Raw genomic sequence first — 5,211 nt, forward strand, 5'->3', positions numbered from 1 at the left:
ACGAGCCACAACCCTCATTCACAAAGAAGTCCGGCGGCGTCCTACTCTCCCACACCCTCCCGAGTGCAGTACCATCGGCGCAGAAGGGCTTAGCTACCGGGTTCGGAATGGAACCGGGCGTTTCCCCAACGCTATGACCGCCGTAACACCACGAGACAACACCAACCCACCACACCCCACACAAGGGGCCCGGGGGTTGTTTCCCGAGAACCACACAGCAGACGCGAGCACAGCACACAATCCAATTTTTGTGTTGATAAGTCATCGGCCATTAGTACCAGTCAGCTCCACACATTACTGCGCTTCCACATCTGGCCTATCAACCCAGTCATCTCCTGGGGGCCTCCCACACCACAAGGGTGCACGGATATCTCATCTTGAAGCAGGCTTCCCGCTTAGATGCTTTCAGCGGTTATCCCTTCCCGACGTAGCCAACCAGCCATGCCCTTGGCAGAACAACTGGCACACCAGAGGTCAGTCCATCCCGGTCCTCTCGTACTAGGGACAGGTCTTCTCAAATATCCAACGCGCGCAGCGGATAGGGACCGAACTGTCTCACGACGTTCTAAACCCAGCTCGCGTACCGCTTTAATAGGCGAACAGCCTAACCCTTGGGACCAACTCCAGCCCCAGGATGCGACGAGCCGACATCGAGGTGCCAAACCATGCCGTCGATATGAGCTCTTGGGCAAGATCAGCCTGTTATCCCCGGGGTACCTTTTATCCGTTGAGCGACACCCATTCCACAATGAGGTGCCGGATCACTAGTTCCTGCTTTCGCACCTGCCCGACATGTCTGTCTCGCAGTCAAGCTCCCTTGTGCACTTACACTCAACACCTGATTGCCAACCAGGATGAGGGAACCTTTGAGCGCCTCCGTTACTCTTTAGGAGGCAACCGCCCCAGTTAAACTACCCATCAGGCACTGTCCCTGATCCGGATCACGGACCGAGGTTAGGAATCCAGAACGACCAGAGTGGTATTTCAACAACGACTCCACACGAACTAGCGTCCATGCTTCCCAGTCTCCCACCTATCCTACACAAGCCGTCCCGAACACCAATACCAAACTATAGTAAAGGTCCCGGGGTCTTTCCGTCCTGCTGCGCGTAACGAGCATCTTTACTCGTAATGCAATTTCGCCGAGTTCGCGGTTGAGACAGTGGAGAAGTCGTTACGCCATTCGTGCAGGTCGGAACTTACCCGACAAGGAATTTCGCTACCTTAGGATGGTTATAGTTACCACCGCCGTTTACTGGGGCTTAAATTCTCAGCTTCGCACCACAAGGGCGCTAACCAGTCCTCTTAACCTTCCAGCACCGGGCAGGCGTCAGTCCGTATACAGCGTCTTACGACTTCGCACGGACCTGTGTTTTTAGTAAACAGTCGCTTCTCCCTGGTCTCTGCGGCCCTCACAGCTCTCACTGCTCGGGCCCCCCTTCTCCCGAAGTTACGGGGGCATTTTGCCGAGTTCCTTAACCACGATTCTCTCGAACGCCTCGGTATTCTCTACCTGATCACCTGAGTCGGTTTCGGGTACGGGCGACCGTATTCGTCACGCCGGAACTTTTCTCGGCAGTACAGGATCACTCACCTACGCCCATACGGGATCCCCATCACGTCTCACCCCACACGGCACCGCATTACCGGTGCGCGGGCTGCACGCTTAGACGGACTATTCCATTAAGTCCGCGGAAGCTACCTCACTGCGTCATCCCATGCGCTGACCTACTACACGCTTGGTTCCCAGCCTCACCCCCACCCACATCCCGAAGGACATGGAGGAGACTCGGGTGGTTAGCATCACACGCCTCGGTATGGGTCCTCCTACGATCGGTTCGGGAATATCAACCCGATGTCCATCGACTACGCCTGTCGGCCTCGCCTTAGGTCCCGACTAACCCAGGGCGGATTAACCTGGCCCTGGAACCCTTGATCAATCGGCGGACGGGTTTCTCACCCGTCTTTCGCTACTCATGCCTGCATTCTCACTCGTGCAGTCTCCACCACTGGGTTACCCCGCAGCTTCACAGTCTGCACGACGCTCCCCTACCCACCCCGGACATCATCCGGAGTGACACAGCTTCGGCGGTGTACTTGAGCCCCGCTACATTGTCGGCGCAGAATCACTTGACCAGTGAGCTATTACGCACTCTTTCAAGGGTGGCTGCTTCTAAGCCAACCTCCTGGTTGTCTCAGCAACTCCACATCCTTTTCCACTTAGCACACGCTTAGGGGCCTTAGCTGATGTTCTGGGCTGTTTCCCTCTCGACGATGAAGCTTATCCCCCACCGTCTCACTGCTGCGCTCTCACGTACCGGCATTCGGAGTTTGGTTAAGGTCAGTAACCCGGTGGGGCCCATCGCCTATCCAGTGCTCTACCTCCGGCACGAAACACGCAACGCTGCACCTAAATGCATTTCGGGGAGAACCAGCTATCACGAAGTTTGATTGGCCTTTCACCCCTATCCACAGGTCATCCCCTCCATTTTCAACTGAAGTGGGTTCGCGCCTCCACGCGGTCTTACCCGCGCTTCACACTGCCCATGGATAGATCACTTCGCTTCGGGTCTAGAGCCGGCGACTGAACGCCCCGTTCAGACTCGCTTTCGCTACGGCTACCCCACACGGGTTAACCTCGCCACCGACCACTAACTCGCAGGCTCATTCTTCAAAAGGCACGCCGTCACCCCGTAAGGCTCCGACGGATTGTAAGCACACGGTTTCAGGTACTATTTCACTCCCCTCCCGGGGTACTTTTCACCTTTCCCTCACGGTACTTGTCCGCTATCGGTCACGAGGTAGTATTCAGGCTTACCAGGTGGTCCTGGCAGATTCACACCGGATTTCACGGGCCCGGTGCTACTCGGGAACAGCATCACGCCACACACCACTTTCGTCTACGGGAGTCACACCCTCTACGCCACCGCACTCACCACGGCTTCGACTAGCAGCATGCCCAACGTCGACCCTCCGGCAGAAGAATCAGACACGTCCCAACAACCCCGAACCTGCAACCCCTGCCGGGTATCACACAGATCCGGTTTAGCCACCTCCGCTTTCGCTCGCCACTACTCACGGAATCACTATTGTTTTCTCTTCCTGTGGGTACTGAGATGTTTCACTTCCCCACGTTCCCTCCACACCACCTATACATTCAGTGGCGGGTACCAGAGCATGACCCCTGGTGGGTTTCCCCATTCGGACATCCCCGGATCACAGGTCGGTTGTCACCTCCCCGAGGCTTATCGCAGACTCCTACGTCCTTCATCGGCTCCTCGTGCCCAGGCATTCACCGTGCGCCCTTGAAGACTTAGGCAACACAAAAAAATATCACAAAGACACTAAAAATTGCTTACAAGATGCTCGCGTCCACTATGCAGTTCTCAAAAAACAACCCCACACCACCACACCCAACCAGACAGTCAGATGCAACGGGGAGGACCAGCCACACACCCCAACCCCCGAAAAAGGGGGCAGGGCTGCGTGCAGCCTCAAAACCCAATAGCGTGCCTCCACCTCGAACCCACCAGCCAGACCATCCGTTCCATCCCCCCAAGGAGGAGTACTACGACAATCCCGCGACCAGCAAGCGAAGCGCCCATCCGTTGATGTTCCACCCATGAGCAACCACCCCCACCACGAACAGGCAGGCAGATGGCCACCACTACTGGTGATGCTCCTTAGAAAGGAGGTGATCCAGCCGCACCTTCCGGTACGGCTACCTTGTTACGACTTAGTCCCAATCACCGATCCCACCTTCGACGGCTCCCCCCACAAGGGATGGGCCACCGGCTTCGGGTGTTACCGACTTTCGTGACTTGACGGGCGGTGTGTACAAGGCCCGGGAACGTATTCACCGCAGCGTTGCTGATCTGCGATTACTAGCGACTCCGACTTCATGGGGTCGAGTTGCAGACCCCAATCCGAACTGAGACCGGCTTTTTGGGATTCGCTCCACCTCACAGTATCGCAACCCATTGTACCGGCCATTGTAGCATGCGTGAAGCCCAAGACATAAGGGGCATGATGATTTGACGTCGTCCCCACCTTCCTCCGAGTTGACCCCGGCAGTCTCCCATGAGTCCCCACCATCACGTGCTGGCAACATGGAACGAGGGTTGCGCTCGTTGCGGGACTTAACCCAACATCTCACGACACGAGCTGACGACAACCATGCACCACCTGTGCACCAGTCCAAAGAAGGCCACATCTCTGCAGCTGTCCAGTGCATGTCAAGCCTTGGTAAGGTTCTTCGCGTTGCATCGAATTAATCCGCATGCTCCGCCGCTTGTGCGGGCCCCCGTCAATTCCTTTGAGTTTTAGCCTTGCGGCCGTACTCCCCAGGCGGGGCACTTAATGCGTTAGCTACGGCGCGGAAAACGTGGAATGTCCCCCACACCTAGTGCCCAACGTTTACGGCATGGACTACCAGGGTATCTAATCCTGTTCGCTCCCCATGCTTTCGCTTCTCAGTGTCAGTAATGGCCCAGAGACCTGCCTTCGCCATCGGTGTTCTTCCTGATATCTGCGCATTTCACCGCTACACCAGGAGTTCCAGTCTCCCCTACCACACTCTAGCCTGCCCGTACCCACCGCACGCCCGAGGTTGAGCCTCGGGTTTTCACGGCAGACGCGACAAGCCACCTACAAGCTCTTTACGCCCAATAATTCCGGACAACGCTTGCGCCCTACGTATTACCGCGGCTGCTGGCACGTAGTTAGCCGGCGCTTCTTCTGCAGGTACCGTCACTCTCGCTTCTTCCCTGCTGAAAGAGGTTTACAACCCGAAGGCCGTCATCCCTCACGCGGCGTCGCTGCATCAGGCTTTCGCCCATTGTGCAATATTCCCCACTGCTGCCTCCCGTAGGAGTCTGGGCCGTGTCTCAGTCCCAGTGTGGCCGGTCGCCCTCTCAGGCCGGCTACCCGTCAACGCCTTGGTGAGCCACTACCTCACCAACAAGCTGATAGGCCGCGAGTCCATCCCCCACCGAAAAACTTTCCAACACCCACCATGCAGTAGGTGCTCATATCCGGTATTAGCCCCGATTTCCCGAGGTTATCCCGAAGTGGAGGGCAGGTTACTCACGTGTTACTCACCCGTTCGCCACTAATCCAGCCGTGCAAGCACGGCCATCATCGTTCGACTTGCATGTGTTAAGCACGCCGCCAGCGTTCGTCCTGAGCCAGGATCAAACTCTCCATCAAAAA

3 rRNA genes are annotated in these 5,211 nt (G+C 56.8%); all 3 read right to left on the reverse strand.

Annotation, left to right across the window (positions count from 1 at the left end):
• Positions 1-28: 28 nt before the first annotated feature.
• Positions 29-145: ribosomal RNA gene (gene rrf / locus FHG10_RS17785) — 5S ribosomal RNA — on the reverse strand.
• A 107-nt stretch (positions 146-252) separates the two neighbouring features.
• Positions 253-3,320, reverse strand: a 23S ribosomal RNA gene (locus FHG10_RS17790).
• A gap of 367 nt (positions 3,321-3,687) precedes the next feature.
• A 16S ribosomal RNA gene (locus tag FHG10_RS17795) occupies positions 3,688-5,208 on the reverse strand.
• Together the 16S, 23S and 5S rRNA genes form the textbook arrangement of a ribosomal RNA operon.
• Positions 5,209-5,211: the final 3 nt, after the last annotated feature.

Origin of the sequence: Brachybacterium subflavum (assembly GCF_009299795.1) — a bacterium.
GTDB classification, from domain to species: domain Bacteria; phylum Actinomycetota; class Actinomycetes; order Actinomycetales; family Dermabacteraceae; genus Brachybacterium; species Brachybacterium subflavum.